This is a genomic window from Streptomyces phytophilus, assembly GCF_013870535.1.
Lineage (GTDB): Bacteria > Actinomycetota > Actinomycetes > Streptomycetales > Streptomycetaceae > Streptomyces > Streptomyces phytophilus.
Genome location: NZ_JACBXC010000331.1, coordinates 1 through 5,418 on the forward strand (window position 1 = coordinate 1; position 5,418 = coordinate 5,418).

Genomic DNA, 5,418 nt, shown 5'->3' on the forward strand with positions numbered 1-5,418 from the left:
GGAGCTGGGGCCGGTCGCCGAGACCACCCCGAAGGTCTGGGACGAGACGCTGGCCGTCAACCTGACCGGGCCGGCCGAGCTGACCCGGCTGCTGCTGCCGCGGCTGCGGGCGGCGCGGGGGCACGTGGTGTTCGTCAACTCCGGTGCCGGGCTGAGCGCGGGGCCCGGGTGGGGCGCGTACGGCGCGAGCAAGCACGGGCTGAAGGCGCTGGCCGACGCGCTGCGCGCCGAGGAGGCCGGCAGCGGCGTGCGGGTCACCACGGTCTACCCGGGCCGCACCGCCACGCCGATGCAGGCCAAGGTGCACCGCCAGGAGGGCCGGGAGTACGAGCCGGGCCGCTGGATCGACCCCGAGTCGGTGGCGACGACCCTGCTGACGGCCCTGGACCTGCCGCGCGACGCCCAGCTCACCGACGTCTCCGTACGCCCCGGTCCGTAGCGGAGCGGGCGGGTCGGCATACCCTCACCCTCGTGACCGCTCGTCAGGGGTGCAGACTCCGTCCTTCAGGGCGGGGTGAGCCCGGATCCGAGCCCGCGGTTCCTGCGCCGGGCCGAACGCAAGCTGAAGAAGGCGCAGCAGGGCCTGGCCCGCAAGGCCAAGGGCTCCACCAACCGCAGACAGGCCGTCGCGCGTGTGGCGCGGCTGCACGCCCGCGTCGCCGACGCACGGCGGGACCACCACCACAAGCTGTCGACCGCCCTCGTTCAGGAGAACCAACTGATCGCGGTGGAAGACCTCGCTGTGAGCGGCCTCGCCCGCACCCGCCTCGCCAAGGGCGTGCACGACGCCGGATGGGCCCAGTTCACGGGCATGCTGGAGTACAAGGCCGCACGATACGGGCGCGCCCTCGTGCGCGTCGACCGATGGTTCCCGTCCTCGCAAACCTGCTCCGTCTGCATGGCTGTCGACGGGCCCAAGCCCCTCAGAGTCCGCACCTGGACATGCGGGGTGTGTCAGACCACTCACGACCGGGACATCAACGCCGCCCGGATCCTCTTGGCCGCCGGACGGGCGGACAAGCAAAACGCCTGCGGAGGGTGAGTAAGACCCTCCGCCCGACGGAGGGCATCACCCAGTGAAACAGGAACCCGACTCAAGCCCGGTCGCCCAGGTGGCGGGCAGGGAGAGAATCTCCCGCCTTCAGGCGGGAGAGGACGTCAATGAGACTGCGACGCGCCCGTGGGGTGCCGGTGCCGCCACCGGCGTGGGGTCCATGCCCGGCGAGGACGCGCGGGAGACCGCGCGCACCGTGACCGGCGAGGTCGGCGACTTCCCGTTCCTGCCAGAGCTGCCCGCGCGCGGGCCCGGCGCCGACATGGTCGGCCGCAGCGCCGGCATGCTCGTCGACGTCTACGTGCACCTGCAGCCCAGCGGCTGGCGCATCGCCGACCGGCCGGGGATGGACACCCGCAGGGCGCGCTCGTGGCTGGGTGAGGACCTGGACGCGCTGGAGGAGTTCACCCAGGGCTACACCGGCCCGCTGAAGGTCCAGGCCGCCGGGCCGTGGACGCTGGCCGCCGCGCTGGAGCTGAAGGGCGGCGAGTCCGCGCTGCGGGACCCCGGCGCCTGCCGCGACCTGGCCGCCTCGCTCGCCGAGGGGCTGCGCGCCCATCTGGCGGAGGTACGCCGCCGGGTGCCCGGTGCCGAGGTGGTGCTGCAGCTCGACGAGCCGTCCGTCACCCCCGTGCTGACCGGCCGGGTCGCCACCGCCAGCGGCTACCGCACGTACCGGGCGGTGGACCGGGCCGTGGTCGAGGGCTCGCTGCGCGACGTGATCGACGCCGCCGGCGCCCCCTCGGTGGTCCACTCCTGCGCCCCGGACGTGCCCTTCGCGCTGCTGCACCGCGCGGGGGCCGCGGCCGTGTCGTACGACGCGGCGCTGCTGACCGAACGCCAGGAAGAGGCGGTCGGCGAGGCCGTGGAGGGCGGGCTCGGGCTCTTCGCGGGCGTCGTGCCGACGGCCCCGAACGGGTCGGCAGGCGCGCCCGCCGGTGCGGCTCCGATGTCAGACCCTGCAGGTAGCGTCGGGGGTGTCAGGACGTTGTGGCGCAGGCTGGGGCTGTCGCCGCAGACGCTCGCCGGCAGTGTGGTGATCACTCCGGCGTGCGGTCTGGCGGCCGCCGACCCGGAGTACGCCCGCCGGGCCCTCGCCCACTGCGTCCGTGCCGCGGGGTCCCTCGTCCGGGACCCGGAGTGACAACGGGAGGCCCGGTGTGAGTACGGACAGCGTGGCGCGTGAGCGGCATCGGCTGCTGGCCGAGCAGATCGAGGAGCACCGCTTCAGGTATTACGTGACGACGCCCGTCATCAGCGACGCCGACTTCGACAAGCTGCTGCGGGAGCTGGAGGCGCTGGAGGAGGAGCACCCCGGGCTGGTCACGCCGGACTCGCCGACGCAGAAGGTCGCCGGGGCGTACGAGACGGAGTTCACCTCCGTCCAGCACCGCGAGCGGATGCTCTCCCTGGACAACGCGTTCACCGGCGAGGAGCTGGACGCCTGGGCCGACCGGATGGCCAAGGAGCTGGACCCCCAGCCGTACCACCTGCTGTGCGAGCTGAAGGTCGACGGCCTCGCGGTCAACCTGACGTACGAGCACGGCAGGCTGGTCCGCGGCGCCACCCGCGGCGACGGCCGCTCCGGCGAGGACATCACGCCGAACATCCGCACCATCGGCGAGATCCCCCACCGCCTGCGGGGGGAGAACGTCCCGGACCTCGTGGAGATCCGCGGCGAGGTGTTCTTCTCGCTCTCGGAGTTCCAGCAGCTCAACGCGGACCTGGTGGCCGAGGGCAAGCCCCCCTTCGCCAACCCGCGCAACTCCGCGGCCGGTTCGCTGCGCCAGAAGAACCCCCAGGTCAGCGCCTCCCGCCCGCTGCACATGGTGGTCCACGGCATCGGCGCGCTCGAAGGCGCCCGCTTCGACCGGCTCTCCGGCGCGTACGACCTGCTCAAGGAGTGGGGCCTGCCCACCTCGCCGTACACGAAGGTCGTCGACGGCATCGACGGCGTACGGGCCTACATCGAGGGCTACGCCGACCGCCGGCACGACGTGGCGTACGAGTTCGACGGCGTCGTCGTCAAGCTCGACGAGATCGCCCTCCAGGGCCGCCTGGGCTCCACGTCCCGCGCGCCGCGCTGGGCCATCGCGTGGAAGTTCCCGCCGGAGGAGGTCAACACCAAGCTGGTCGACATCCGCGTCGGCGTCGGGCGCACCGGGCGGGTCACGCCGTACGCGGTGGTCGAGCCGGTGACGGTGGCCGGCTCCGAGGTCGAGTTCGCCACCCTGCACAACCAGGACGTGGTCAGGGCCAAGGGCGTCCTCATCGGCGACACGGTCGCGCTGCGCAAGGCGGGCGACGTCATCCCCGAGATCATGGGGCCGCTGACCGACCTCAGGGACGGCAGCGAGCGGGAGTTCGTGATGCCCGCGGAGTGCCCCGAGTGCGGCACGGCGCTCAAGCCGATGAAGGAGGGCGACGTCGACCTGCGCTGCCCCAACGCCCGGTCCTGCCCGGCCCAGCTCCGGGAGCGGCTGTTCTACCTCGCCGGCCGCCGCTGCCTGGACATCGAGAACTTCGGGTACGTCGCCGCGACCGCGCTCACCCAGCCGCTGGAGCCGGCGGAGCCGCCGCTGCTCGACGAGGGCGGCCTGTTCGACCTGAAGGTCGAGGACCTGCTGCCCATCAAGTCGTACGTGCTGGACCAGGACACCGGCCTGCCCAAGCGCGACCCGGAGACGGGTGAGAAGAAGGTCGTCACCTTCTTCGCCAACAAGGAGGGCAACCCGAAGAAGAACACCGAGCTGATGCTCGGTCACATCCGGGCCGCCAAGGACCGGCCGCTGGCCCGGGTCATCGCCGGGCTGTCCATCCGGCATGTCGGGCCGGTCGCCGCGGAGGCGCTGGCCCGCGAGTTCCGCTCGATCGACCGGATCATGGCGGCGAGCGAGGAGGAGCTGGCCGCGGCCGAGGGCGTCGGGCCCACCATCGCGGCCTCGCTGACGCAGTGGTTCGCCGAGGACTGGCACCGCGAGATCGTCGAGCGGTGGCGCGCGGCGGGTGTGCGGATGGAGGAGGAGGCGGATGAATCGGAAGGTTCGCGTCCGCTGGAGGGTCTGACGGTCGTCGTCACGGGAACACTCCAGTCGCACACCCGGGACGGCGCGAAGGAGGCACTGCAGACCCGCGGGGCGAAGGTCACGGGTTCGGTCTCGAAGAAGACCGACTTCGTCGTCTCCGGCGACAACCCCGGGTCCAAGTACGACAAGGCCGTGCAGTTGAAGGTCCCCGTCCTCGACGACGCGGGCTTCGCCGTCCTCCTTGAGCAGGGTCCCGACGCCGCCCGCGAGGCCGTGGTGACACCGCCCGAGTAGCCGCCGGGGCCCGGGTTGTTCGAGTGGTGACCGAAACCCGGCGAGTCGGGGGTTATCGGGCGACCGCAGCCGATCGCCGCCCCAGACTGCCTTTCGCGGCCTAGTGTGGACGGGCGCGCCGACGCGCGCCCCAGGCGGTGAGAGGGACGGGATGCGACCGACGGAGAGCACGGAACCGGCGCCGGTGCTGCGCCGGTTGGTGCTGCCCGCCCTGCCGTGGCTGGTGCAGGCCGCCGGCGGCCTGGTGTTCGTCATCGGCGTGCTGCACGGGCTGCGGCAGGACCACGCCCTCTTCCCGCGCGGCACGGCGGGCTGGGGGCTGGTCGTCCTGACGGCCGTCCTCATCGCCCACCTGGTCGCACCCGGCCGCGACCGCTGGTCCGGCGGGAACGGCTCGGCGGCCGCGCTCACGCTCGCCGTGCTGCTGCTGTACGGCTGGACCCCGGCCGTCGTCGTCAGCCTGCTCGTCATCCTGGCGGTCGCCCTCGTGCGCCGCCCGCACCGCCGCCCGGCGCCGCTGCACGGGGCCGTCGAGGTCCTCGGCATCTCGACGGCCCTCTTCGTGCTGTGGATCTGCGGCCAGCACCCGACGGTCGAGCAGCCCTGGCGGCCGGGCAGCTGGGACCTGCACGCGCTGCCCGACCTGATCGCCGCCGCCCTGTCGTACGCCGTGGTCACCCGCGTCCTCACCTGGTACGCGACCCCCGGGCAGCGCGACGGCCCCGGCCCGCTCGCCCGCGCCGCCCTCACCCGCCAGGGCCTGGGCGGCGCCGCGCTGCTGGGCATCGCCCCGCTCATCATCGTCGTGGCCGTCAACAGCCCGGTGCTGCTGCCGCTGTTCGCCGTGCCGCTCATCGCGCTCGACTCCAGCCTGTGGATGGCCCGCGCCCGCGCCGAGGAGCAGCTGCGCGACCCGCTCACCGGGCTGCCGAACCGCCAGTGGCTGCTGGACCGCACCCGGCACGCCCTCGGCGAGGCCGAGAGCACCGGCCGCCGCGCCGCCCTCATCCTCATCGACCTCGACCGCTTCCGCGCCGTCAACGA

Annotated in this window: 4 protein-coding genes and 1 pseudogene; all 5 read left to right on the top strand. The window is 73.3% G+C overall.

What is annotated here, in order from left to right; all coding sequences use genetic code 11:
* Positions 1-439 (top strand): SDR family NAD(P)-dependent oxidoreductase (locus H5J30_RS16210; protein WP_181788139.1); only part of this gene is annotated, 439 nt, incomplete at its 5' end.
* Between the two features lie 90 nt (positions 440-529).
* Positions 530-1,165 (top strand): annotated as a pseudogene (locus H5J30_RS16215) (RNA-guided endonuclease InsQ/TnpB family protein); the annotation flags it as partial.
* A 49-nt stretch (positions 1,166-1,214) separates the two neighbouring features.
* Positions 1,215-2,198: a methionine synthase gene (locus H5J30_RS16220; protein ID WP_181788142.1), complete on the top strand. Its 984-nt coding sequence runs from the start codon at positions 1,215-1,217 to the stop codon at positions 2,196-2,198.
* A gap of 16 nt (positions 2,199-2,214) precedes the next feature.
* A complete protein-coding gene (ligA, locus tag H5J30_RS16225) occupies positions 2,215-4,374 on the top strand; it encodes an NAD-dependent DNA ligase LigA (RefSeq protein ID WP_181788140.1) in 2,160 nt (719 codons plus the stop codon).
* 151 nt (positions 4,375-4,525) lie between these two features.
* Positions 4,526-5,418, top strand: an 893-nt coding sequence (locus H5J30_RS16230) for a diguanylate cyclase domain-containing protein (RefSeq protein WP_181788141.1), incomplete at its 3' end; no start/stop codon positions are given.

Bases quoted from the DNA above. Each gene is read 5' to 3' on its own strand.
- H5J30_RS16220 (WP_181788142.1), top strand. From the start codon at position 1,215: ATGCCCGGCGAGGACGCGCGGGAGACCGCGCGCACCGTGACCGGCGAG.